This is a genomic window from Bradyrhizobium guangzhouense (assembly GCF_004114955.1).
GTDB classification, from domain to species: domain Bacteria; phylum Pseudomonadota; class Alphaproteobacteria; order Rhizobiales; family Xanthobacteraceae; genus Bradyrhizobium; species Bradyrhizobium guangzhouense.
In genome coordinates, this window is sequence record NZ_CP030053.1 from 4,854,695 (window position 1) to 4,877,293 (window position 22,599).

The 22,599-nt window shown below is 63.8% G+C and carries 23 protein-coding genes; 17 read left to right on the forward strand and 6 right to left on the reverse strand.

Features of this window, described 5'->3' with window-relative positions; translation table 11 throughout:
• Positions 1-5: 5 nt before the first annotated feature.
• Positions 6-899, forward strand: a complete 894-nt coding sequence (locus tag XH91_RS23350) for a slipin family protein (protein ID WP_128952752.1) — start codon at positions 6-8, stop codon at positions 897-899.
• Between the two features lie 170 nt (positions 900-1,069).
• Here the strand turns inward: XH91_RS23350 and XH91_RS23355 are convergent, their stop codons facing one another.
• A complete protein-coding gene (locus tag XH91_RS23355) occupies positions 1,070-2,416 on the reverse strand; it encodes a TAXI family TRAP transporter solute-binding subunit (protein ID WP_128952753.1) in 1,347 nt (448 codons plus the stop codon).
• A gap of 203 nt (positions 2,417-2,619) precedes the next feature.
• On the reverse strand, positions 2,620-2,784 hold the full coding sequence (locus XH91_RS38985) for a hypothetical protein (RefSeq protein WP_164933742.1): 165 nt from the start codon (positions 2,782-2,784) through the stop codon (positions 2,620-2,622).
• Between the two features lie 82 nt (positions 2,785-2,866).
• Between XH91_RS38985 and XH91_RS23360 the strand changes: the two genes are divergently transcribed.
• A complete protein-coding gene (locus XH91_RS23360; protein WP_128952754.1) occupies positions 2,867-3,310 on the forward strand; it encodes an SRPBCC family protein in 444 nt (147 codons plus the stop codon).
• An 87-nt stretch (positions 3,311-3,397) separates the two neighbouring features.
• On the opposite strand, the gene XH91_RS23365 is transcribed toward XH91_RS23360, so the two are convergent.
• The 4 genes from XH91_RS23365 to XH91_RS23380 all read right to left on the reverse strand — a co-directional run bounded on the left by XH91_RS23365 (position 3,398) and on the right by XH91_RS23380 (position 7,879).
• The gene (locus XH91_RS23365; RefSeq protein WP_128952755.1) at positions 3,398-4,723 is read right to left on the reverse strand and encodes an Hsp70 family protein; all 1,326 of its coding nucleotides are present in this window, start codon (positions 4,721-4,723) and stop codon (positions 3,398-3,400) included.
• 83 nt (positions 4,724-4,806) lie between these two features.
• Positions 4,807-5,301, reverse strand: coding sequence for a flavin reductase family protein (locus XH91_RS23370; protein WP_128952756.1), 495 nt, complete (start codon positions 5,299-5,301; stop codon positions 4,807-4,809).
• On the reverse strand, positions 5,301-6,890 hold the full coding sequence (locus XH91_RS23375) for a 4-hydroxyphenylacetate 3-hydroxylase N-terminal domain-containing protein (RefSeq protein ID WP_128959299.1): 1,590 nt from the start codon (positions 6,888-6,890) through the stop codon (positions 5,301-5,303). The genes XH91_RS23370 and XH91_RS23375 overlap by 1 nt, the downstream gene beginning before the upstream one ends.
• 140 nt (positions 6,891-7,030) lie before the next feature.
• A complete protein-coding gene (locus XH91_RS23380) occupies positions 7,031-7,879 on the reverse strand; it encodes an IclR family transcriptional regulator domain-containing protein (protein WP_128952758.1) in 849 nt (282 codons plus the stop codon).
• 135 nt (positions 7,880-8,014) lie between these two features.
• On the opposite strand from XH91_RS23380, the gene XH91_RS23385 reads away from it, so the two are divergent.
• From XH91_RS23385 to XH91_RS23460, 15 genes are all read left to right on the forward strand, one after another.
• Positions 8,015-9,343, forward strand: a complete 1,329-nt coding sequence (locus XH91_RS23385) for an ABC transporter substrate-binding protein (RefSeq protein ID WP_128952759.1) — start codon at positions 8,015-8,017, stop codon at positions 9,341-9,343.
• Between the two features lie 22 nt (positions 9,344-9,365).
• Entirely contained in the window at positions 9,366-10,082 is a 717-nt protein-coding gene (locus tag XH91_RS23390; protein WP_128952760.1) for an ABC transporter ATP-binding protein, read from the forward strand.
• Positions 10,083-10,085: 3 nt separating this feature from the next.
• Positions 10,086-10,784 carry an ABC transporter ATP-binding protein gene (locus XH91_RS23395; protein WP_128952761.1) on the forward strand — a complete coding sequence of 233 codons (699 nt, stop codon included), beginning with the start codon at positions 10,086-10,088 and terminating at the stop codon, positions 10,782-10,784.
• A gap of 4 nt (positions 10,785-10,788) precedes the next feature.
• The gene (locus XH91_RS23400) at positions 10,789-11,658 is read left to right on the forward strand and encodes a branched-chain amino acid ABC transporter permease (protein WP_128952762.1); all 870 of its coding nucleotides are present in this window, start codon (positions 10,789-10,791) and stop codon (positions 11,656-11,658) included.
• Between the two features lie 8 nt (positions 11,659-11,666).
• Complete coding sequence (locus XH91_RS23405) at positions 11,667-12,752, forward strand: branched-chain amino acid ABC transporter permease (protein WP_430648526.1); 1,086 nt, start codon at positions 11,667-11,669, stop codon at positions 12,750-12,752.
• A gap of 207 nt (positions 12,753-12,959) precedes the next feature.
• Positions 12,960-13,097 carry a hypothetical protein gene (locus XH91_RS38990; protein ID WP_164933763.1) on the forward strand — a complete coding sequence of 46 codons (138 nt, stop codon included), beginning with the start codon at positions 12,960-12,962 and terminating at the stop codon, positions 13,095-13,097.
• Positions 13,098-13,344: 247 nt separating this feature from the next.
• Positions 13,345-14,634, forward strand: coding sequence for an oxalate/formate MFS antiporter (gene oxlT, locus XH91_RS23415; RefSeq protein ID WP_128952763.1), 1,290 nt, complete (start codon positions 13,345-13,347; stop codon positions 14,632-14,634).
• A gap of 260 nt (positions 14,635-14,894) precedes the next feature.
• A complete protein-coding gene (oxlT, locus tag XH91_RS23420) occupies positions 14,895-16,229 on the forward strand; it encodes an oxalate/formate MFS antiporter (protein ID WP_128952764.1) in 1,335 nt (444 codons plus the stop codon).
• A gap of 193 nt (positions 16,230-16,422) precedes the next feature.
• Positions 16,423-16,851 carry a CBS domain-containing protein gene (locus XH91_RS23425; protein ID WP_014496672.1) on the forward strand — a complete coding sequence of 143 codons (429 nt, stop codon included), beginning with the start codon at positions 16,423-16,425 and terminating at the stop codon, positions 16,849-16,851.
• A gap of 225 nt (positions 16,852-17,076) precedes the next feature.
• The gene (locus XH91_RS23435; protein WP_128952766.1) at positions 17,077-18,096 is read left to right on the forward strand and encodes a 2-dehydropantoate 2-reductase; all 1,020 of its coding nucleotides are present in this window, start codon (positions 17,077-17,079) and stop codon (positions 18,094-18,096) included.
• Positions 18,093-18,881 carry a fumarylacetoacetate hydrolase family protein gene (locus XH91_RS23440; RefSeq protein WP_128952767.1) on the forward strand — a complete coding sequence of 263 codons (789 nt, stop codon included), beginning with the start codon at positions 18,093-18,095 and terminating at the stop codon, positions 18,879-18,881. The genes XH91_RS23435 and XH91_RS23440 overlap by 4 nt, the downstream gene beginning before the upstream one ends.
• 312 nt (positions 18,882-19,193) lie before the next feature.
• Complete coding sequence (locus tag XH91_RS23445) at positions 19,194-20,600, forward strand: hypothetical protein (protein WP_164933764.1); 1,407 nt, start codon at positions 19,194-19,196, stop codon at positions 20,598-20,600.
• A gap of 42 nt (positions 20,601-20,642) precedes the next feature.
• Positions 20,643-21,359, forward strand: coding sequence for a hypothetical protein (locus tag XH91_RS23450; RefSeq protein ID WP_128952769.1), 717 nt, complete (start codon positions 20,643-20,645; stop codon positions 21,357-21,359).
• A 171-nt stretch (positions 21,360-21,530) separates the two neighbouring features.
• A complete protein-coding gene (locus XH91_RS23455) occupies positions 21,531-21,734 on the forward strand; it encodes a hypothetical protein (protein ID WP_128952770.1) in 204 nt (67 codons plus the stop codon).
• 42 nt (positions 21,735-21,776) lie between these two features.
• Complete coding sequence (locus XH91_RS23460) at positions 21,777-22,427, forward strand: hypothetical protein (RefSeq protein ID WP_128952771.1); 651 nt, start codon at positions 21,777-21,779, stop codon at positions 22,425-22,427.
• Positions 22,428-22,599: the final 172 nt, after the last annotated feature.

Genomic DNA, 22,599 nt, shown 5'->3' on the forward strand with positions numbered 1-22,599 from the left:
TCGTCATGCACAACTATTTTAACGTAAGCGGCGGAAGTCGATTCTCTCTGCTCCTTGCAGCGGTGGCTCTCGCAGCTGCGGCACTCGTCGCCTCGCTCGCCTACGACGGCGGTTCTCGCGGTCTCTATGCCGTCGCAGTTGGCCTCGCGATCGTCGCATTCCTGATTCCCCAGGCCGTCCTGGTTGCAGGCCAGTGGGAGCGCGCGGTCGTGCTTCGCCTCGGCAAGCTGTCGGCAATTCGCGGCCCCGGCCTGTTCGTGATCGTACCGTTCATCGACGAGGTGGCCTCATGGCTCGATCAGCGCATTCAGACCACGGAAATCAATGCCGAGAAAGCGCTGAGCAAGGACACGGTGCCCGTGAATATCGACGCGATCGTGTTCTGGCAGATCCATGATCCCGAGCGGGCCGCGCTCGAGATTGCGAACTACCGTCAAGCCATCACCCAGGTCGCACAAACCTCATTGCGCGAAATGGTGGGATCGTCGCTTTTGTCGACGCTGCTGGCCGAGCGCAAGCAGGGCGATCAGTTGCTGCGCGATGATATCGGGCGCAAGACCGCTGATTGGGGCGTCGCCGTGATCTCGGTCGAGATCAAGGACATCGGCGTGCCACCTGGATTGCAGGACGCGATGAGCCGGCAGGCGCAGGCCGAGCGCGAGAGATTGGCGCGCGTGCTGCTCGGCCAGGCCGAACAGGAGATAGCCCAGAAATTCGTGGAGGCCGCCGACATCTACGCGCGTAGTCCGGCGGCACTTCAGCTGCGCGCCATGAACATCATCTATGAGACGACCAAGGAGCGTGGCGCCACGATCCTCATTCCCACGACGATGATCGATGCCATGAATCCCGGCACGGCAATGGGCATCGTTGCCGCCGCGCAGCCGGCGCCGGGTTGAGCCGGGCGGCAAGAGGCCGAAAGCAGCAGCCTCAGTTCGGCCGCCATGTCTTTGGGCGCTTGACGCGAAAGCCTCGCAAGTGGGAGAGGCGGGAGCAAGCCGCAGACAATCCTCGTAAAATCCATATGCGATTGCCCCGCGACCAAAACACAGGCTCTGCCCCACCCAGGCTATGATGCCCTGATAACCTCCGGCTGCACGGCGGGCGACGAATGGCCCCGCGCGATGATGGCGCGACGGACCAGGCGGATATGCTCACGGAGCGTATAGGCCTCGCTCGCGAATCCGGCCGGCGTGCGTATTCTGGCGACGGCCTCTTCGATGCGGGCGAGGTCCGCCTCCCACTTGTCTCTCGGCAAATCGCCTGTGCGCGCGGCAACGTCGCGCTCGAGCAGAGCCAGCTCGCCGTACCATCGGTAGATGCGCGAGCGGACATGCCAGCGGACCAATTGAGGCAAATAGTGGAACAGCGGAAGCAGGATGGCTGCCAGAGGCAACAAGATGATGATTGCACGCTCGCCCCACGCCGCGATCCAGAACGGCAGGTATTGGTAGAGGATCGTGCGGCCGAAGCGTCTGTGCTGATCGGCATCGGTCGAAACCGGCAGATCCACCTGGGCCGTGCTTGGAAATTCGCCTGCCTCCTCGAAAAGTCCCTGCCGGCCATGGATCTCCCTTGCGGCGTCGACCAACAGGAGTGTGATGGCGGGATGGAGATCCTTGCGCGTTGCCAGCATCTCCTTGGTGCCGATCAGGTCGATATCCTGTTCCGGGACATGGTCCGCCAGGTCGATCACACCCGACGGCAATTTGAGCGTGCTGATGAAGTTGAGCCGTCGCCGATAGGCCTCTGCTCTCGTGAAGCTCAGCAAGCTCAGGGTCGGATCGCGAAGTGCGTTCCAGATGGCAGGATTGTCCGCCCCGTCGACGAAGACGACGGCGTCCACCTCGCCCGAGCGCAGCGCAATCAGCGCCGGAAGATTGCTCAAGGGCTCCATCGTGACATTGTCCGGCGTGAGACCGTTGAGGGCGAAAACGGACTCGCTGAACGAACGTGCTCCGCTGCCGGGAACACCGACGGCGACCTTGCGATCGCGCAATTCATTGACGTAGTTCAGCGGCTCCGCCTTGCGATAGAAAATCCACAGCGGCACATAATAGAGGCTCGCGACCATGACCACCTCCGTCGCGTCGGACGCCTGCGAGAGGCCGCCTTGCGTGAAGCCGATGTCCACGCCGGACTTCGGATCCTGCAACAGTGCCAGATTGTCTGCCGGACCATTGGTGATCCGCTCTTCGACCGTGACCCCGGATCGTGCCAGAACTTCGATGTAGCGCTTTGCGTATTGGTGCAGAAGGCCATCCTCCAGGCCGGACGCCAGGACGATGTGGCGCGACGGAGCGGTCTGCCAAACATGCACCAGCGCCCAAATCGTGGCGGCGATCGACGCCAGCACGACGATCGCAAGGCTCAGGCGGCCACGTGGCGAGAGATGTGCGAGGTATTCGGTCCTCACAACGGACGCTTCTTTGACACACGAAAGACGCGGCGAGCGCCCATGACGTCAGGCCTGCGCAGCTCCTGCGACATAGGCAGCGGCACATCGCTCGTGTTCGCGAGCACTGCGCAAGCCGGGAGTAATTTCATTGCACGGCGCCTTCCGTTCATGAAGAAGCCCTCCTTTTTGGAGAGCTCGCACCCTCAAACACTTGACATAGGTCAAGGCCTCACGACGTCATCGACGGCGAACGGCGGATCCGTCAGCAGCAGCCCCCGTCCGTGCGAGAAGATCACCAGCGGCAGCTTGGCGCCTGTAACAGGACAATCCTTCGCACCGCCCCAGAGCCGCGCCGCAAACGTTCGCAAGAAATTCCGGGACGACATGTCGGGTCTTCGACGCCTCGTTCGTCCTCAGGCCATGATCGGCCTCTAGACCTCGACGGCCATCAATTCATGAGGAAAAACCATGCCCGGCACTGTCCGCCTGCACCGCGTTCTGACGACCAGCCCCGAGAAACTCTATCGCGCCTTCGTCGAGGCTGATGCGTTGGCGAAATGGCTTCCGCCCAACGGCTTCACCTGCACCGTGCACCATTTGGAGGCCAAGGTCGGAGGAACTTTCAAGATGTCCTTCCGGAATTTCACGACAGGCAACGGCCATTCGTTCGGCGGCGAATATCTCGAGCTCGTCCCGGGCGAGCGTCTTCGCTACACGGACAGGTTCGACGATCCGAACCTGCCGGGTACCATCGAGGTGACCGTGATCCTGAAGAAAGTCCTTGTCGGTACCGAGCTCGATATCACGCAGGCCGGCATTCCCGACGCGATCCCGCCGGAGGCCTGCTATCTCGGCTGGCAGGAATCGCTGCGCAATCTGGCGCGGCTGGTCGAGCCCGACATCAAGCAGTGACCGCAACGAGCGCAAGAGATGGCGTGCGAAACACCTCTCCCGAAGGGAGAGGTGGAGCACGCCGATCGTGCTTCGCCCGATGATGTCCTATGCGCTCGCCTTCAGCCCGCCGTCGGCGGTCCAGCGATCCGGCTCGGGGCTGTGCCCGATCAGCGCGAGGCCGTAGGCGATCGACTCGAACTGGTCGCCCGACATCAGCCGCTCGTTGCCGAACCTTTCGGCGAACAGGTTTCGCACCGCCGGCACGAATGAGGTGCCGCCGGTCAAAAACACCTTCTCGACTTCGCGCGCGGTGATGCGGGCCTCGCCCAGCACCTTGTCGACGGTCGCGCCGAGCCGCGCGATGTCGTCGGCAATCCAGGACTCGAACTTCTTCCGCGTGATGGCCGCGCCGATGTCGACGCCGCCGCCCCTGAAACGGAAGTCCACTTCGTCCTTGGCCGACAGCGCGACCTTGGCGTCCGACACCGCGCGGTACAGCGAGAAGCCGAGGTCGAGGTCGACGATGGTGATGAAATCCTCGAGCTGATCCGGCTTCAGCGCGGTGCGCGCGAGTTCGCGCAACTCGCGCAGGTCGCCGTTGCTCTTCATCAGCGCGAGCTGGTGCCAGCGCGCGAGGTTGGTGTAGTGGCTGTTCGGGATCGGCAGCACCTTGTCGAACGAGCGGAAGCTCGAGCCTTTGCCGAGCCGCGGCGAGACGACGTGATCGACGATGCGATAGTCGAACGTGTCGCCGGCAATGCCGATGCCGGCGTGGCCGAGCGGTTCGGCGCGCAAATGGCCGCCGGCGCGCGAGAAACGCATCACCGAGAAGTCGCTGGTGCCGCCGCCGAAATCCGCCACCAGCACGGTGGCGTCACGCTCGAGGCGCCGAGCGAAGGAGAACGCGGCGCCGACGGGCTCGTAGACATAGCGGGCATGACCGGCGCCGAGACGCTCGAAGGCGGCGCGGTAGCGCTGCATGGCAAGATCGTCGTCGGGATTGCCGCCGGCAAAGCGCACGGGACGGCCCACGGTGATGTTCGCCGCCTCGAAACCGAATTTGTCGCCGCCATGCCGCGCCAGCGTGCGCAGGAACGCAGCCAGAATGTCCTCGAACTTGAAGCGCTGGCGGAACACCTGCGTGGTGTTGAAGCTCGAGCTGGCCGCGAAGGTCTTGAACGACTGCAGGAAGCGGTAGACGTGGCGCCCTTCGAGAAATTGCTCGATCGCCCACGGCCCGCCTTCAGCCTGGGCGCCGGCGCCCGGCCGGTCCTCCCAGAAGCACAGCGCCGAGACGTAAGTGCTGTGGCGCAGTCCGCCGTGCTCGAAGCGGATGGCCTCGACCCGGCGGTCGTCCGCGGCGAGGGCCACGACCGTATTGCTGGTCCCAAAATCGATGCCGATCGAGACGGCGGGCGAGGCGCTCGACATGAACCACTCTGCGAGATGCTTGGAAAAGGGGGCGAACCACTAACGGCTTTGCATAGCCCTGGCAAGCCCTGATCCGTCATCTCTCAAGCGCGCTGAAAGCTCCCGTACGCCCCCTTGTGGAACACGAGCGGACTGCACATGGACTCCTCGCCCGAGATCACCTCGCCCAGAATGATGTCGTGATCGCCAGCCTTGTGGACGGTGGCAACGCGACAGCACAGCCGGGCCGCAGCTCCCTGCAACAGCGGCAGGCCGTCGGCGCTGAACGCCGGGGCCAAATCATCGAAGCGGTTCTTCAACTGCCCGGTAAAGCGGTGGGACAGCTCGGATTGATGCTGGCCCAGAATGTTCACCGAGAACAGGCCGCGCCGCCGGATCGCGGCTCCGGTCGTGCTGCCCTCGTTCATGCAGAACAGCAGCATGCAGGGGGCGAGCGAGACCGACGTCAGCGAATTGATCGTCGCGCCGAACAGCTCGCCGTTCCATTCGGTCGCGATGACTGCGACGCCGGTCGGAAATGTTCCCATCATCGACCGGAAGCGTTTGGAATCGATGGCGCTGCCGCTCAGCATCATCATCACTTTCGCAGCATGTGATAACTGAGCTCGCCGGGATCGGTGAGGTCAGGCACCTTCCAGCCGTCGAGGTCGTATTCGGCCATGCAATCCTCGGCAAAGCCCTTGAAGCGGTCGGCATTGCCGGAGGCTTGCGCGCCGAACAGGCAGTAGCGGCGTATCTCCTCGGTCGAGCCGCCATAATTGATCTCGTAAAGCTCATGACGGCCGCCGAACTCGCTGCCGATGCAGTCCCACAACAGTTTGAGCAGCTTGACGCGCTCCTCGGCCTTGTAGCCGTTGGAGCCGCGCAAGTACCGATCGAGATAAGGACGAATCTCGGGATTCTTGAAGTCACTGGAATGGCTGTTGAGGTAGATCAGGCCGGAGGCGACCGTCTGCTCGATCAGATACTTCACCTTGGTGTAGGCCATGGTGGCGATGATCTGGTAGGCGTTGCCGGGATCCATGTTCGGCAGCACGTAATCGCCGATCCACGGCTTGGGATCGCGCACCATCGCGTCCGACAGGCTCCAGAACAGGTTTCGCCAGGCGATCACTTCGCCGACATTGGCCTGCACGCCGCGATAGTCCTTGGTGCCGGCAGCCTCCGTTGCCTTGAGCAAGAGCCCGCTGATGAAGTCGAGCTTGACCGCGAGACGCGTGCAGCCGTGCACGACGAAGCGCGGGAGGAAGCCGGTGCGCGGGAAGAAATTGTTCGCCTTCTCGATATCGCCGTAGACGAAGACGTTCTCCCAGGGCACCAGCACCTTGTCCATGATGAACACGGCATCGTTCTCGTCGAGCCGGCTCGAGATCGGATAGTCGAACGGACTGCCCATCACGCTCGCGCTCATCTCGTAGGACGTGCGGCAGATGAACTTCACGCCGGGCGCGTTGGTCGGCACCATGAACACTGCCGCGAACTTCTTGTCCTGGAGCGGGATCAGGCCGTGATGCGCGACGAAGGTGTAGTTCGTCAGCACCGATCCCGTTGCCACCACCTTGGCGCCCGACACGATCAGCCCAGCGTCGGTCTCCTTCTCGATATGACAGCAGACGTCGGCGACCTCGTTCGGCGGACGGTCGCGATCGACGGGCGGATGGATGATGGCGTGATTGATGAAGGGCACGCGCTCCTGGCTGAATTTGTACCAGCGCTTGGCATTCTCTTGATACGGATCGTAGAAATCGGAGTTCGCGCCCAGCGTCGCGAGGAATGCGGCCTTGTAGTCGGGCGCGCGACCCATCCAGCCATAGGTGATCTTCGCCCATTCGGCGATCGCGTCACGCCCGGCGATCAGATCCTGCATCGACTTCGGCGCCTTGAAGAAGGCGTGCGTGGTGCTGCCATTGCCGGTGTCGGTCGGCAGCAGCAGCTTGTCCTTGTGCTTGTCGTCGTGCAGCGCGTCGTAGAGGCGGGCCACCATGCGCGCGGTGTTGCGAAAGGCGGGATGCGTGGTGACGTCCTTCACCCGCTCCCCGTAAATGTAGACCTCGCGATCGTCGCGCAGCGAGTCCAGGTATTCCGCGCCGTTCTGCGGACGCGTGACTTTGACGTTGCCGGTATGCTCCGGCGGAACGGCCCCGACGCCCTGCGTCTTGCCTGCCATCGTGCAATCTCCCTCAATTTGTTCGATTATCGAACGCATGTCCGTATTTCGAACTTGACGCGACGATACGGCCGCTCCTGCGGAATGGCAAGGGTCGGGAGGCTGGTCGGGAGGCTGGTCGGGCGGCTCGGGCGTGCAGCTCAGACGGTCATCGATGAGATCTGCTCGCTGATGCGGTTGAGCTCGGGAAGGAAATGCTCACGCATTTCGTTGCGGGTCGTTCGTGTCGAATGCGTCGAGAGATTGATGGCGCCGACGATCTGGCCGCCGCGATCGAGCACCGGCACGGCAAGCGCGCGCAGACCGCGCTCGAGCTCCTCGTCGACGATCGAGAATCGTTGCGCGCGATCCGCGCGGATACGGTCGAACAAGGCCTGCAGGTCGGTGATGGTTTGCGGCGTGTAGGCCTCGATCCGCTGCGACTTCAGCCTTCGCCAGATCTCGGCTTCGTCGAGATAGCCGAACAGAACGCGCCCCAAGGCGGTGTGCAGCGCGGGCAGCCGGCTTCCCACCGACAAGGCGGCGGACATGATGCGCCGCGCCGGCACGCGCGCGACATAGACGATGTCCGCGTCCTGCAGGATCGCGGCCGAGCAGGATTCGCCGAGCCGTTCGCTGAGCTCGCGCATCAGCGGCAAGGCGCGATCGATCCAGCTCTGCGTCGACAAGTAGGCAAAGCCGAGGTCCAGGATCTGCGGCGACAGCGCAAAGCTGCGGCCGTCCTGCACGACGTAGCCGAGCAAGGTCAGCGTGCGCAGCACCCGCCGTGCCGTTGCGCGCGATAGATCGGCGACGCTGGCGGCTTCCGACAGGGTCATGGACGGGCGCTGACGGCCGAAAGCGCCGAGCACGGCCAGCCCCTTGGCCAGCGTGGTCATGAACTCCTTGTCGTCGGGCTCGCTTTTGCGATGCCCCGGCTCGCTCTGGCGATGCACCTGCTCGCTCTGGCGATGCCCCGGATCTGCCTTGTGCTCTGTTGGCTGCGTCATGCGGCGGCCTGTTGACTCCGTTTGGGCGCTAGAAGACACTGGTCGAATTACGAACGTATGTTCGAATATCGAACGCCGGCCCGTGTGTCAAATCACACTGAGAATCCGGCGCATCCAAAAGGGGAGGACGCGCAGATGAATAGCAGCAGGATCAGCTCGGCTGATCGTCATTCCATCAATCGCCGCACGCTCCTGAAATACTCGGCCGCGACCGGGGCCGCGCTCTCCGTCGGGTTGAAGTCGCCGGCAATCGCCCAGACGCGCGCGATCAAGCTCGGCTACGTCTCGCCGCTGACCGGTCCCCTCGCCGCCTTTGCCGAGGCCGACAATTTCATCCTCGCCAATTTCAAGGAGGCGACCAAGGCCGGCATCAAGGTCGGCAACGCCACGGTCCCGGTCGAGGTGATCGTCAAGGACAGCCAGTCCAATCCGAACCGCGCCGCAGAAGTCGCCAAGGATCTGATCGTTCAGGACAAGATCGATCTCATGCTGGTGGCATCGACACCTGAGACCACCAATCCGGTGTCGACCCAATGCGAGATCGAGGAGGTGCCGTGCATCTCCACGGTCGCGCCCTGGCAACCCTGGTTCATCGGCCGCCAGGAGAACCCCGGTGGCGGGCCGCCGGCGTGGAAGGGTTTCAACTACACCTATCACTTCTTCTGGGGCCTCGAGGACGTCATCGCCGTCTTCACCAACATGTGGAGCCAGGTCGCGACCAACAAATCCGTCGGCGGACTGTTTCCCAACGATGGCGACGGCAACGCCTGGGGCGACAAGGTGGTCGGATTTCCGCCGGCGCTCGACAAAGGTGGCTACAAGCTGACCGACCCGGGCCGCTACCAGAATCTCACCGACAATTTCTCGGCGCAGATCGGCGCGTTCAAGTCGGCCAATTGCGAGATCGTCACCGGCGTGGTGCTGCCGCCCGACTTCACCACCTTCTGGAAGCAGTCTTTGCAGCAGGGCTTCAAGCCCAAGGTCGCGTCGATCGGCAAAGCAATCCTGTTTCCGGTCGCCGTCGAGGCGCTGGGCAAGGACGGTCACAATTTGTCCTCCGAAGTCTGGTGGACGCCGAACCACCCCTTCAAGTCCTCGCTGACGGGGATGAGCGCGAAGGACCTCGCCGGCGCCTATGAAAGCGCCACCAAGCGGCAATGGACCCAGCCGATCGGCTTCGTCCACGCATTGTTCGAGGTCGCCGTCGATGTCCTGAAGCGCGCCCCCGATCGCGACGGCAAGGCGATCACCACAACGATTGCCGCCACCAATCTCGATACCGTCGTCGGCAAGCTGCAATGGGGCTCTTCGAGCCTGCCGCCCTTTGCCGCCAAGAATGTCGCCAAGACGCCGCTCGTCGGCGGTCAGTGGCGGTTCAAGGACGGCAAGTACGACATCGTCATCACCGACAACAGGACGGCGCCGGCGATTCCCGTCGGCGGCAAGATGGAGCCGATTGCCTGATCGCGCGGCGCGCTGAAGACCCATGCTGCTGGAAATCGCCGGCCTCAGAAAGAGCTTCGGGGCGATCGTCGTGGCCGACGATCTGGACCTGACGATCGCGCATTCCGAGGCCGTCGGCATCATTGGCCCCAACGGCGCCGGCAAGACCACGCTGTTCAACCTGATCGCCGGCGGCTTGTCGCCGAGCGCCGGCCGCATGCGGTTCGACGGACGCGATCTTTCGGGCCTGCCGCCACAGGGACGCTGCCACGCCGGTATCGGTCGCACCCACCAGATTCCACAGCCGTTCGAGAATCTCACCGTGTTCGAAAATCTTCTGGTCGGCGCGGTTCACGGCCGGCGCAAGAGCGAGCGCGAGGCCGCGCAGGCCTGCGGCGAGATCCTCGACCAACTCGGTCTGCACAAGCGCGCGAACGTGCTCGCGGGCTCCCTGACGCTGCTCGAGCGCAAGCGGCTGGAAATGGCCCGCGCGCTCGCCAGCGCCCCGAGACTGCTGCTCCTCGACGAGATCGCCGGCGGATTGACCGAGGGCGAATGCGCCGAGCTCGTCGCGACGATCGGCGATATCCGCAAGTCCGGCGTCGCGATCCTCTGGATCGAGCACGTCGTGCATGCCCTGTTTGCCGTCATCGATCGCCTCGTCGTGCTCAATTTCGGACGCAAGATCGCGGAAGGCCCGCCGAAGGAGGTCATGCAGCGGAGCGACGTGCACCAGATCTATATCGGCATCGAGGCGTGAGGCATGCCGTTGCTCAGGACACACAATCTCACGGCCTTCTACGGCGACTTCCAGGCACTTTACGGCATCGATCTCGGCTTCGATGCAGGCGAGACCATCGCCATCATCGGGGCGAACGGCGCCGGCAAATCGACCTTCCTGAAGGCGATCGCGGGGCTCATCCCGTCTCGCCCGGACAGCGTTCTGCTCGACGGCCATCCGATCGGGGCGAAGCGCGCCGCCGACATCGTCAAGCTCGGAATTGCGCTGGTGCCGGAGGGGCGACGGCTGTTTCCCTCGCTGACCGTGGAAGAGAATCTTCTGATCGGCGGGCACGGCCGCAAGCTTGCTGGACCCTGGACGCTCGATCGGGTCTATGGCCTGTTTCCGGTCCTGAAGGAGCGGCGGGCTTCGGCCGCACCGATTCTTTCGGGCGGCCAGCAGCAGATGGCAGCAATCGGCCGCGCCCTGATGTCCAATCCCCGGGTGCTGCTGTGCGACGAGATCAGCCTCGGGCTTGCGCCGATCGTCATCGCCGACATCTACGCCGCACTTCCGCAGATCAAGGCAGAAGGCACCAGCGTCGTGCTGGTCGAGCAGGACATCGTGCAGGCGATGAAGGCCTCCGATCGCGTCTACTGCTTCCAGGAGGGGCGCGTCTCGCTCGAAGGCCGCCCCGGCGAGCTGTCGCGCGATCAGATTCACCGCGCTTATTTCGGTTGATGCGATGAACGGCCTTCTCGACGCGATCATCCAGGGTGTCCTGCTCGGCGGCCTCTACGCGCTGTTCGCAACCGGACTCTCGCTGATGTTCGGCGTGATGCGGCTGGTCAATCTTGCCCATGGCGACCTCATCGTGCTCGCAGCCTTCGTCATTCTGACGGTGACGGAAAAGCTTGGCGTCGACCCGTTCGCCGCAGTGCTCCTCGCAGCCCCGATCCTGTTTGCGATCGGCTTCGGGCTTCAACACGTGCTGTTGAACCGGACACTCGGACGCGACCTCCTGCCGCCGCTGCTCGTCACTTTTGGACTCTCGATCATCATCCAGAACGGGCTGCTGCAGATGTTCTCGGCCGACAGCCGCCGCCTGCGTTCCGGTGCGATCGAAACTGCCTCCGTGTCGCTGGGTGGAGACATCGCCGTGGGCGTCGTGCCGCTGCTGACGCTGGTGTCCGCGATCGCCGTGATCGTGGTTCTCAACTTCATCTTCTATCGGACGTCGATCGGCCGGGCATTTCGCGCGACCTCCGACGATCTCGACGTCGCACAGCTCATGGGGATCGACGTCAACCGCACGTTCGCGATGGCGATGGGCATCGCGTTCGTCGTGATCGCGATCGCGGCGCTCTATCTGGGCCTGCGGGCGAATTTCGATCCCACCATCGGCCCGGCGCGGCTGCTGTATGCCTTCGAGGCCGTGATCATCGGCGGGCTCGGCAGTTTCTGGGGCACGCTTGCCGGCGGCATCATTCTCGGCCTCGCCCAGACCATCGGCGCACACATCGATCCGGAATGGCAGATCCTGTCGGGTCACCTCGCGTTTCTCCTGGTGCTGGTGCTCAGGCCGCGCGGCCTGTTTCCGCGCGCGATCGATTGAGGCGCGGGATGATGGACCTCGACACGACCAAGCCGAAGCGGATCTTTCGCATCGCGACCGCGGACGCCCTGTCGCGACCGGCCGCGGGCCTCGCCTGCATTGTCCTTCTCGTGCTCGTGCTGCTGCCGACCTTCGCCGGCCGAAATCTCATCCAGGATCTGATCTTCCTGTTCTACATGCTGGCATTGGCGCAATGCTGGAATCTGCTTGCGGGCTATGCCGGCCTGATCTCGGTCGGCCAGCAGGCGTTCGTCGGACTGGGCGGCTATGTCCTGTTCGCGCTGACGCTGGTCGCCGGTTTCAATCCGCTGCTTGCGATTCCGGTCGCGGGCATCGTGTCGGCAGCACTCGCCTTGCCGACGGCGCTGATCGTCTTCCGCCTGCGTGGCGCCTATTTCGCGATCGGCACCTGGGTGGTGGCCGAGGTCTATCGTCTCGGCTTTGCGCAAGTGAAGGCGCTCGGCGGCGGCACCGGGACCTCGCTTACTCCATCCGTCACCTCGTCCGTGCCTGGCATTGAGTGGATCAAGACTTTGCTCGATGTGCGCACGCCCGCCGCGCGCGACATTGCCTCGTACTGGCTTGCGCTGGCGTTGGTGGTCGGCACACTCGCCTTCGTCTATCTCCTGCTGCGCTCGCGCCACGGCCTGGCGCTGGGTGCGATCCGCGACCGCGAGGCTGCGGCTGCGAGCCTCGGCGTCGACATCACCCGCATCAAGCTCGCCGTCTATGTCGCGACCGCGGCCGTGACCGGGATGATCGGCGCGCTGATCTACCTTCAAAAGGCGCGTATCTCGCCGGACGCTGCCTTCTCGGTGCTCGATTGGACCGCCTATGTCATCTTCATCACGGTGATCGGGGGCATCGGGACCATCGAAGGTCCGATCATCGGCGCAGTCGTCTTCTACCTGGTGCAGCGCTACCTTGCCGATTTTGGTGCCTGGTACCTCATCCTTCTCGGCACCCTCGGGATCCTCGTCATGCTGTTCGCCCCTCGCGGGCTTTGGGGCCTGCTTTCCGGGCGATATGATCTGACGCTGTTCCCGACCCGGCGCCGTCTGGAGACAAGCCAGACGAATGAGGACCAGAGCTGATTCTCCCGCAAAATCTCCGGAATGTGGGCGATTGCCGCTAGTTCGCAGGTATTAGGCCCGGAACGGCCGCTTTAACGCACCATTATGCTGCAATGCGGTATAAGCATGCTGCTATGCAATGGCATGCATGGACATTGGCATCTGGTATACATAGAACATCCTTCGAAATGAGACAGCAATACTGACTGTCTTGAGAAAGGAATTCCGATGTCCAAGACCGCTTCCGTCGCGCTCGCGCCCCCCGCTTCGCTGTTCGCCCGCTTCATGGCCGCCATCGACCGCTTCCTGATGGCGAGCGCCGAGATCTCCAACCAGAACGGCGACCTGCCCCGCTTCGGCCTGTAAGCGGCATCTGAGATCGCCGCGCGTCGAATTGTCGCGCCGGTTGTAATTTCTGCGAATTCCTACTTTTGAAGAATGGCTCCGCGCTGCGGGGCCATTTCTATTTGGGATAAGGCACATTCGTGCAGCCTCGCGAACGAGGTTGCGTCATAAGCGCACAATGGGCCTCGCGCGCTTGATGCTTGGCATAATGAATACAAGAATGCCGCCAACGCTCGCTCAAAAAACAGAAGCGCTCATTGGAGGATTCATGACGGACATGGTGCAGGCCACATCAGGCCCTTCAGCCGCACGCGTCAGCGATACGTATCGCTGGGCACAATTGGCGATCGGCGTGGCGGCGATGGTGATGATCGCCAACTACCAATATGGCTGGACGTTCTTCGTCCCCGACATTCAGAAGACGTTCGGTTGGGATCGCGCCTCGATCCAATGGGCGTTTACACTGTTTGTTTTGTTCGAGACCTGGCTGGTGCCGGTCGAAGGATGGTTTGTCGATAAATATGGTCCGCGCATCGTCGTGCTGGTCGGCGGCGTGCTCTGCGCGATCGGCTGGGCGGTCAACGCGCAGGCCACCACGCTCAACGGCTACTATCTCGGCATGATCATCGCGGGCATCGGCGCTGGCGGCGTCTACGGCACCTGCGTCGGCAATGCGCTGAAATGGTTTCCCGACAAGCGCGGTCTTGCGGCGGGCATCACCGCCGCGGGCTTCGGCGCGGGCTCTGCGCTGACCGTCGCGCCGATCCAGGCCATGATCAAGGACAGCGGTTTTCAGACCACCTTCCTCTATTTCGGCCTCGGACAAGGCATCATCATCTGCATCCTCGCCTTCTTCCTGCTGGCGCCGAAGCCTGGCCAGGTGCCGAACGTCGTGGCGAATGCCGCGCTTGCGCAGAGCCGCCGCAACTACCAGCCGACGGAAGTTCTGCGTCAGCCGATCTTCTGGCTGATGTACTTCATGTTCGTGATCGTCGGCGCAGGCGGGCTAATGGTGACGGCGAATCTGAAGCCGATCGCGGTCGACTGGAAGGTCGACGCCGTGCCCGTGACGCTGATCGGCATGACCATGACCGCAGTGACCTTCGCAGCGACCATCGACCGCGTGCTCAACGGATTGACGCGTCCGTTCTTCGGCTGGATCTCCGACATGATCGGCCGCGAGAACACGATGTTCATCGCTTTCGGCATGGAGGGCGTCGGCATCTGGATGCTCTACCTCTGGGGCCACGATCCGATCTGGTTCGTGATCCTCTCGGGCTTCGTGTTCTTTGCCTGGGGCGAGATCTACTCGCTATTCCCCTCGACCTGCACCGACACGTTCGGCGCGAAGTTCGCGACCACCAATGCCGGCCTGCTCTACACCGCCAAGGGCACCGCTGCGCTATTGGTGCCGCTGGCGAACTATGTGCAGCAAAGCTCCGGCCATTGGGACAATGTCTTCATCCTGGCTGCCGGCGCCAACATCCTGGCCTCGCTGCTGGCGCTCGTGGTGCTGAAACCCTGGCGCAAGGCCGTAGTCGCGCATTCGACCATCTGACCTCGCACCGCAACATAAAGCTTGCGCCTCGCGCCCGGCCTCACCGCCGGGCGTTTTTATTTTCCCGAATACACCTTGATACCGTAAACCCGAAGGAACCCTGCACTTTTCTTGGGCTTGCTCCCAAGATAGGGCTTGCTTTCTGGAATATGGTATACCAAGTTGCGTGCCGCGCTTGCGACCATAAGCCACAATATTTGCGACACTCCGTCATATGGGCGGCGGCTGTCGTGACCAGACAGGCGCTTGGGAGGTTGTTGATGATGTCCAGCACGGACGGCGCGGTGACAGCTGCGCCCCTACGAACCGGTTTCCGTTGGCTCCAGCTCGCAATGGGCATCGTCTGCATGGCGATGATCGCGAACCTGCAATATGGCTGGACGCTGTTCGTCGATCCGATCGACGCCAAGTACCATTGGGGTCGCGCCGCGATCCAGCTCGCCTTCACCATCTTTGTCGTCACCGAGACCTGGCTGGTGCCGGTCGAGGCATGGTTCGTCGACAAATACGGCCCGCGCATCGTCATCATGTTCGGCGGCGTGATGATCGCACTCTCCTGGCTGCTCAACTCCTACGCCGATAGCCTTCCCCTGCTCTACACCGCCGCAGTCGTCGGCGGCATAGGCGCGGGCGCGGTGTACGGCACCTGCGTCGGCAACGCGCTGAAATGGTTTCCTGATCGCCGCGGCCTCGCCGCCGGTGCGACCGCGGCTGGCTTCGGTGCGGGCGCGGCCCTCACCGTGGTGCCGATCGCGGCCATGATCGCATCGTCAGGCTATCAGCACGCGTTCCTCACCTTCGGCATCGGCCAGGGTGTGATCGTGTTCGTGCTCGCCTTCTTCATCCAGCCGCCGCGGCTCTCGATCCCGCCGAAGAAGAAGCAGCTCAACCTGCCGCAGACCAAGATCGACTTCACGCCGCCGCAAGTGCTGCGCGCTCCCATTTTCTGGGTGATGTATCTGGTTTTCGTCATGGTCGCCTCGGGCGGCCTGATGACCGCGGCCCAGATCGCGCCGATCGCGCACGACTTCAAGATCGCCACGACGCCAGTCTCGCTCGCCGGCTTCCAGATGGCGGCGTTGACGTTCGCGATCTCGCTCGACCGCATCTTCGACGGCTTCGGCCGCCCGTTCTTCGGCTTCGTGTCCGACACGATCGGGCGTGAGAACACCATGTTCATCGCCTTCGGCACCGCCGCCTTGATGCTGCTGACCTTGTCGGCCTACGGTCACGTCCCGATCGTGTTCGTGCTCGCGACCGCGGTCTATTTCGGCGTGTTCGGCGAAATCTACTCGCTGTTCCCCGCCACCTGCGGCGACACCTTCGGCTCGAAGTTCGCGACCACCAACAACGGCATGCTCTACACCGCGAAGGGCACCGCATCGCTACTGGTCCCGCTGGCAAGCGTGATCTCGAGCGCCTATGGCTGGAAGGCCGTGTTCGTGGTGGCCGTGGCGCTGAACGCGACGGCCGCGCTGATGGCGCTGTTCGTGATCAAGCCGCTGCGCCGGTCGTTCATCCTGGGCAACGAGGCCGAGAGCACCAGTCCCGCAACTGCCAATGCCGAGACCCGTGCCAAGACCGGGACGGCGTAAACCGCCAGCGGTCGGCAAGACGATTAAAGAGGGGCGCAGCGATGCGCCCCTTTTTCTTTGCCGTGCCCCTCCGCGGGTGGTGACAAACGTCAGCAATGCTGCCGCAAGATTTTTCGGATCAACCAAATCCAGCGCTTGACGATTGGCATTATGTATACCACACTTCTCCCATCGCTCACCCAGGGAGGTTGCCATGCTGGTCGGAGACATTCTGCGCAAGAAGACGCCGCGCGTTGTCACGGTGCGAATGAACGAAACGGTGGGTATCGCCGCCAAGCTGATGCGCGCCAACAACATCAGCGCGCTGGTGGTGAAGGACGTGGTCCGCTCGGAAGGAAACACCGCGGTCGGCATGTTTACCGAGCGTGACGTGGTGCGCGCCGTTGCCGAGCACGGCGCCAATGCCATCAACGTCAAGGTCTCGCAGCTCGTCTCGGTGCAGCAGCTGGTCTCCTGCAGCTCCTCAGACACGATCGAACACGTCCGGCACCTGATGAACCGGAATCACATCCGGCACCTGCCCGTGATCGACGACTACAGCCTCGTCTCCGTCATCAGCATGCGCGACATCGCTGCTGCGGTTGACGAAGCACTCAACGGCACGCCGCAAGCGGCAGCCTAGGCGTCAACTCTCCTGGCTCCCTCTCCCGCTTGCGGGAGAGGGTCGCGGAGAGGGTGTCTCCACCAGGGAGACTCCCCAAGAAGATAGAACCCTCACCCGACGCGCTCGGGACGATGCTTCGCATCGGCTGGGGCGCGCCGACCTCTCCCGCAAGCGGGAGAGGTGCAGAGAACCTGTGGCCTGATCAATCGAACCAGTCGCCCACTTAGTCCCCGCGAGGAATTCATGAAGATCTGCATCTACGGCGCCGGCGCGATCGGCGGATATCTCGGCGTGCAGCTGGCACGCGCAGGCGCCGATGTCAGCCTGGTCGCGCGTGGCGCGCACCTCGCTGCGATGCGCGAGCGTGGCCTGACCCTGCTCGCCGGCGAGGAGACGCACACCGTCCATCCCCGCTGCACCGACAATGCGGCCGAGCTCGGCGTGCAGGACTATGTCATCGTCACGCTGAAGGCGCATTCGATCACCGGCGTGATCGAGAAGATGCAGCCGCTGCTCGGGCCGCACACCCGCCTCGTCACCGCGGTCAACGGCATCCCCTATTGGTACTTCCACAAGCACGGCGGCGCCTACGAGAATTCGACGCTGGAGAGCATCGACCCCGGCGGCCGCCAATGGCGCGAGCTCGGGGCCGAGCGCGCGATCGGCTGCATCGTCTACCCCGCCACCGAGATCGAGGCGCCCGGCGTGATCCGCCACGTCTATGGCAACAACTTCCCGCTCGGCGAACCATCAGGCGAAATCACCGCCGACGTGCAGCGTCTCGCCGACCTGTTCGTCGCGGCCGGCCTGAAGGCCCCGGTGCTCGACCGCATCCGCGACGAGATCTGGCTGAAGCTCTGGGGCAACGTCTGCTTCAACCCGATCAGCGCGCTGACCCACGCAACGCTCGACGTGATCTGCACGGATCCGTCGACGCGGGCGCTGTCACGCGCGATCATGATGGAGACGCAAGCCATCGCCGAAACCTTCGGCGTCAAGTTCCGCGTCGATGTCGAGCGTCGCATCGAGGGCGCCCGCAAGGTCGGCGCGCACAAGACGTCGATGCTGCAGGATCTCGAGCGCGGCCGCCCGATGGAGATCGACCCGCTCGTCACCGTCGTGCAGGAGATGGGCCGCCTCACCAGGATCCCGACGCCTGCGCTCGACTCGGTGCTGGCGATGGTGACCCAGCGCGCGCGCATCGCCGGTCTCTATGACGGCGTTTCGGCGCCATCGGATCCTCGCGCGCTGGCGGTGGCATGATGAGCACCGAGACGACAAAATGGCTGCGCTTTCGCCACGCCGGCACCACCGGCTTCGGCACGCTGACGGCGTCGGGCATCAGCGTGCATGAGGGCGAGATGTTCGGCCGGAGCGCGGCGACCGGCAGAACGCTTGCGCTGTCTGAGGTCGAGCTGCTCGCTCCTTGCGCGCCCAGCAAGATCGTCGCGCTCTGGAATAATTTTCATGCGCTCGCCGCAAAGCTCAATCAGCCCGAGCCGCCTGAGCCGCTCTATCTGCTCAAGGCCACCACCACCATCACGACGCCGGGCGCGGTGATCCGCCGTCCTTCCTACTACGACGGCAAGACCACCTATGAGGGCGAACTCGGCATCGTCATCGGCAAGACCTGCGCCCGCGTCTCGCCTGATGAGGCCGACCGCTTCATCTTCGGCTACACCTGCGTCAACGACATCACCGCCAACGACATCCTGACCAGCAACCCCACCTTTCCGCAATGGGCCCGCGCCAAGGGCATCGACGATTACGGTCCGTTCGGGCCCGTCATCGCCACCGGCCTCGATCCGGCCAAGCTCACGGTCCGGACCATTCTCAACGGCGCCGAGCGGCAGAACTATCCGATCTCCGACATGATCTTTTCCGCGCAAGCCCTGGTCAGCAAAATCTCCCACGACATGACCCTGCTCCCCGGCGACCTCATCGCGGTCGGCACCTCGGTCGGCGTCGGCGTGATGAAGGAGCCGGTGAACATTGTGACGGTGGCGATCGACGGCATCGGCGAGCTGACCAACGAGTTCAGGCTGTAAGCACCGCCGTCATTCCGGGGCGCGACGAAGTCGCGAGCCCGGAATCCATTTCGCCATCGTCTCTAATGCTTGATGGATTCCGGGCTCGGCGCTTCGCGCCGCCCTCGGAATGACGACGGAGGGGGTTCCTGCCCCCTCCCGAAATTTCGGAAAGCCCACTCCGCTTCTTCCCCGCCCTACACCAGCCCGCCAACGCCTCCGCCTGTGGATCGCGCTTTCCGATGCGACCGACAGCCCGCGCGCCCCTTGATCTCGGTTCCGCTCTCCAATAGCAATTATGGCGAAAATGTGCGCGGGCGTGAGGGCGTCGCCATGTGGCTGTTTTTCCTGATTGCCTGGTCTGTCCTGCTCGCCGCTATCGCGTTTCTCGCCCCGCAGGCGTTCGGATACGACATCACCCATTTGCCGGCCGCCTTCATCGCCCTGCCGATGCCGCAGCGCATCGCGGCCGGCGCGCTTCTGGTGGCCGGGCTGGCGCTGATCGGCGCCTCGGCCTTTCGGCTCTCGCGCCAGGACCGGCGCCTCGACAGCTTGCGCGACCGTCTCAAGAAGACCCGGGAGGACGTCGTCGTCGCGCACGCCCTGCAAAATCATCTCGACGCCACCGTCCAGCATTTGATCGAGAGCGATCCCAGGGAGGCTGTCTCCGCACTGCACGACAAGCTCGGCGAGACCGAGCAGCGCGCGTTGCTGCAGCAGGGCCGCAACCAGTCCACCGACATGCACGACCAACTCGCCGAGATCCGCCGACGCCAGCAGTCGGTGCGCGAGATGGTCGGCAAGGTCGCCGATCAGCGCCGCGCGGTCGAGCCCGTCTTCACCGAGATCCGCGATCGCCAGAACCAGCTCGAACGCGCGCTGCTCGACTTAGAGACCGACGATCGCAAGAACAATCTTGCCGACCGGCTCAAGGACATCGGCCGCGACGTATCGGCACTGCTATCCAGGGTCAACGCGGTGCAGGACACCTTCGCGACGCTCAACCAGTACAGGGAAGATCTGGCGAAATCCCATGCCGAGCTGGCGCCGCTGCGCTCCTCCGATGCCGGCATCAATGCGTTGATCGGCGAGCTCGGCCTCAGCCATGAGCGCCTCGCCAAGACCGTCGACGAGCTCGAGACCGGCGGCGAGGCGCCGCTCAGCGCACGCGTCGAGACGCTCTCGAAAAACAAGGATGAGATCGAGCAGCGCCTCGCCCGCATCGACGACAGCGCCAACATCCTGAAAAGCATCCGGCTCGATTTCGAGGAGCTCGGCCAGCGCCAGGCCCAGCTCGAACGCGCGCTCACCGAAGTCGAGACCGACCCTGACGGCAAGACCCTCGTCGATCGCCAGAATGCACTGAACGATTTCGTCCTGCAGTCGCGCCGGCGTCTGGCTGTCTTGCAGGAGACGCTGGCGACGCTGAACACCTTCAAGGCGGAGCTGTCGAAATCGCAGGCCGATCTCGTGCCGCTGAAGGCGCCGGTGTTCGGCATCGAGGCCATGATCACCGAGGTCAGCTCGACCCGCGATCTCCTCGCCAGGACCGTCGGCGAGATCGAGGCGAGCGGCGACGTCACCCTCGCCTCGCGCGTCGATGCGCTGACCAAGAGCAAGCGCGAAGTCGAAGACCGCCTCGCCCGCGTCTTCGACAATTTCAACGCGCTCGACGCCTTGCGCAAGGACATCGGCGGCATTTTCTCGACGATCAGGAATAGCTTGAACCGGATCGGGTAAGCCGGTTCGAACCGGGACTGATCTGCCTGCGACTATCAGCACATGCGCTTCATCCTCGGTTTCCTCTCCGGCCTGCTCGGCGCACTCGCCGGCTGGTCCGCCTTGGCTGCCCTGGTGGTCATGCTGGCGGGCCCGGACCGCGATGGCGGCATCGCCATGGGCGCTTTCTTCGACATCGGTCCGATCGGCGGCGTGGTCGGCCTGGTCGCCGGCATCTGGCTGTTCGTGCGCTTCGGTCTGGTCCGAAATGTTGCGCCGGAGCCCGTCACGGAAGCCCACGAGGCCGCGCCTCCTCGCGCCACGCGGCTGTCCTTCCCGTTCGCCATCACCGTGCTGCTCGTCGTGGCCGGGCTCGGCTATTGGGGATGGTACGAGTTGATCCGCTCGCCCAATCTGAGCCACGGCTTCATGACGCTCCAGGTCGAGTTTCGACTTCCCCCCGGCATGAGCTTGCCGGACCAGGAGGAAGACGTGCATATCGAAGTCGAGGAAGCGACGGGTTATGCCAACGCCATGTTGCCGCCGAACTGGCGCGCGCATGACGGTGACCGCAAAGCGATCATTTCGACAGTTTCGCTGATGTACAAGACGCGCCACCGCGCCGTCAGCCTGACGCTGCCTGATGTGCCGACGCAGCGCTGGTCGATCGATCTTCCGTCCGACCCGGATCCCACGCCCGGCTTCTCGCCGTGGCGCACCGCAAGCGAACCGTCGCCAGCAAGGATCGAGATGCATTTTCGGCTGAGTGCCGATCGCTGACGATCAGCGCGGCGCGCCGAAACATTTCGACACGCATCACATCTGCGCGCGCCCAACAGATGCCGCCAACATGTCGCTGATGTGCCGCAACTTGGTCGCATTCGGCCGCCCATGTGGGAGGCGTGTCTGGGGGCACGGCTCAGCCGTGTTTGGACCAAACCTGCTAGGGGTATGACTGTGAAGAAGATTGTATTTGTTCTGGGTGCGACGCTTGCTCTGGTGACGGCTGCAAACGCCGCGGACCTGCCGCGCCGCCAGCCCGTGCCGGTGTATCCGGCCGAGCAGGCTCCGATCGGCAAGATGCCCATCGGCAAGGGCCCGGTTGGCAAGGCCCCGATCGGCAAGGCGCCCAGCCCGGTCGCTGCGCGCTACTGAGGCGCCAGCGAACGAAGCGGCCGACAGTCGAAGGGGCATTGCGTGACGAACAAACCTGATCGATCGGGATCCTGCATCCTTGCGGGCCTCGCGCTCGCGACCATGCTCGCATGCACGATGACCTCGGCTTCGGCACACGAGTCGAACAAGCGCATGGCCGACGCCAGTGCGCTTGTGTCGACCGACACCGCATCGCGCGCCACACCGCAGGCGATGCGGCGCTCGGTCACGCGGGCGGAGAAAGGCCCCTACTACGTCGACTTCCGCGCGCGGACGGCGGCGAGCTGGGGCCATGCCTTCGTCTGGTACGGCAAGACCAGCGAGCGCGCCGTCGAGGTCGCAGGCCTGACGCCGGCCGGCGACACCTGGACCTACGTGCTCGGCTATCTCACCTGGGTGCCATCGGAGACCGGCGCGAGTTACGGCGATCTCGACCCGGACTATCTGACCGCGAGCTATCGCGTCTATTTGAACGAAGCCGACGCCAAGCGCGTGTTCGCCTACATCGAGAAACTGAAGGCGAGCTCGCCGGTCTGGAACGCCGAGACCACCAACTGCACCGGCTTCATCGGCGACATCGCCGAATATATGGGCCTGAAGGTCCCCAACCGCTGGCAGCGGCCGGAAAACTTCGTCAACAGCCTGAAAGAGATGAATGGCGGCCGCCAGGTGGTGCGGCTGTCGGCGGAGTAGCTGTTCGCTTCATCCTCACTGTCATTGCCCGCGAAGGCGAGCAATCCAGTATTCCAGGGGCAACGAGGCTAGAACCGAGAAGCCGCGGCGTACTGGATACCCCGCTTTCGCGGGGCATGACGACGGAGCGCGAGGAAAGAGCTTGCGCCGAAAGGCAACCGCACACTCCAAT

What these genes read in the sequence shown, in the direction of transcription:
- XH91_RS23350 (WP_128952752.1), top strand. Translation starts at nt 6, where the DNA reads ATGCACAACTATTTTAACGTAAGCGGCGGAAGTCGATTCTCTCTGCTC.
- XH91_RS38985 (WP_164933742.1), bottom strand. Translation starts at nt 2,784, where the DNA reads ATGTCGTCCCGGAATTTCTTGCGAACGTTTGCGGCGCGGCTCTGGGGC.
- XH91_RS23360 (WP_128952754.1), top strand. Translation starts at nt 2,867, where the DNA reads ATGCCCGGCACTGTCCGCCTGCACCGCGTTCTGACGACCAGCCCCGAG.
- XH91_RS23365 (WP_128952755.1), bottom strand. Translation starts at nt 4,723, where the DNA reads ATGTCGAGCGCCTCGCCCGCCGTCTCGATCGGCATCGATTTTGGGACC.
- XH91_RS23370 (WP_128952756.1), bottom strand. Translation starts at nt 5,301, where the DNA reads ATGATGATGCTGAGCGGCAGCGCCATCGATTCCAAACGCTTCCGGTCG.
- XH91_RS23375 (WP_128959299.1), bottom strand. Translation starts at nt 6,890, where the DNA reads ATGGCAGGCAAGACGCAGGGCGTCGGGGCCGTTCCGCCGGAGCATACC.
- XH91_RS23380 (WP_128952758.1), bottom strand. Translation starts at nt 7,879, where the DNA reads ATGACGCAGCCAACAGAGCACAAGGCAGATCCGGGGCATCGCCAGAGC.
- XH91_RS23385 (WP_128952759.1), top strand. Translation starts at nt 8,015, where the DNA reads ATGAATAGCAGCAGGATCAGCTCGGCTGATCGTCATTCCATCAATCGC.
- XH91_RS23390 (WP_128952760.1), top strand. Translation starts at nt 9,366, where the DNA reads ATGCTGCTGGAAATCGCCGGCCTCAGAAAGAGCTTCGGGGCGATCGTC.
- XH91_RS23395 (WP_128952761.1), top strand. Translation starts at nt 10,086, where the DNA reads ATGCCGTTGCTCAGGACACACAATCTCACGGCCTTCTACGGCGACTTC.
- XH91_RS23400 (WP_128952762.1), top strand. Translation starts at nt 10,789, where the DNA reads ATGAACGGCCTTCTCGACGCGATCATCCAGGGTGTCCTGCTCGGCGGC.
- XH91_RS23405 (WP_430648526.1), top strand. Translation starts at nt 11,667, where the DNA reads ATGATGGACCTCGACACGACCAAGCCGAAGCGGATCTTTCGCATCGCG.
- XH91_RS38990 (WP_164933763.1), top strand. Translation starts at nt 12,960, where the DNA reads ATGTCCAAGACCGCTTCCGTCGCGCTCGCGCCCCCCGCTTCGCTGTTC.
- oxlT (WP_128952763.1), top strand. Translation starts at nt 13,345, where the DNA reads ATGACGGACATGGTGCAGGCCACATCAGGCCCTTCAGCCGCACGCGTC.
- oxlT (WP_128952764.1), top strand. Translation starts at nt 14,895, where the DNA reads ATGATGTCCAGCACGGACGGCGCGGTGACAGCTGCGCCCCTACGAACC.
- XH91_RS23425 (WP_014496672.1), top strand. Translation starts at nt 16,423, where the DNA reads ATGCTGGTCGGAGACATTCTGCGCAAGAAGACGCCGCGCGTTGTCACG.
- XH91_RS23435 (WP_128952766.1), top strand. Translation starts at nt 17,077, where the DNA reads ATGAAGATCTGCATCTACGGCGCCGGCGCGATCGGCGGATATCTCGGC.
- XH91_RS23440 (WP_128952767.1), top strand. Translation starts at nt 18,093, where the DNA reads ATGATGAGCACCGAGACGACAAAATGGCTGCGCTTTCGCCACGCCGGC.
- XH91_RS23445 (WP_164933764.1), top strand. Translation starts at nt 19,194, where the DNA reads ATGTGGCTGTTTTTCCTGATTGCCTGGTCTGTCCTGCTCGCCGCTATC.
- XH91_RS23450 (WP_128952769.1), top strand. Translation starts at nt 20,643, where the DNA reads ATGCGCTTCATCCTCGGTTTCCTCTCCGGCCTGCTCGGCGCACTCGCC.
- XH91_RS23455 (WP_128952770.1), top strand. Translation starts at nt 21,531, where the DNA reads ATGACTGTGAAGAAGATTGTATTTGTTCTGGGTGCGACGCTTGCTCTG.